Source organism: Mesorhizobium sp. M8A.F.Ca.ET.161.01.1.1, assembly GCF_004792105.1.
Taxonomy (GTDB): Bacteria; Pseudomonadota; Alphaproteobacteria; order Rhizobiales; family Rhizobiaceae; genus Mesorhizobium.
On record NZ_SRTD01000148.1, the window covers coordinates 1 to 381 of the forward strand.

At 59.8% G+C, this 381-nt stretch carries 1 protein-coding gene; it reads right to left on the minus strand.

The genetic code is table 11. The annotated features are described in order from the left end of the window. The coding region (locus EN804_RS35060) for a hypothetical protein (RefSeq protein WP_135922331.1) at positions 1-265 on the minus strand (265 nt) is incomplete at its 3' end. Positions 266-381 lie beyond the last annotated feature (116 nt).

Here is a 381-nt window from a genome sequence, read left to right on the forward strand (position 1 = left end):
GCTTGTCGAGCAGCGCGCTGTTCTGGGTCGCGGCATCGAACGAGCGCTGCCGCTCCCGACCGATCAACGCTTCGAAGCGTTCGCGGCTGAGGTGGCCGAACTCCGACATGCCAACGACAGTGCGTTGGAAATATTTAGACCAATGCTCATCGCTGCGGAGCTCAAAGCCGGTTTCGCTCCCGTCATCCTGCTGTGCAATCCGGGACGGCGGCTGCGATTCCAGTTCCAACATGCCAGCGCGAGCCATCATGATCAACTTGCGCATGTTCCAAGATTGGTTATAGTCTGACTGCCTCCGCAGCCGCGGAGGAACGACCGCCAAGTCCACCTCGAGCAACCGCCCGACGGTATCGAGTTGCGCGCTTTGACCATACATTGTCG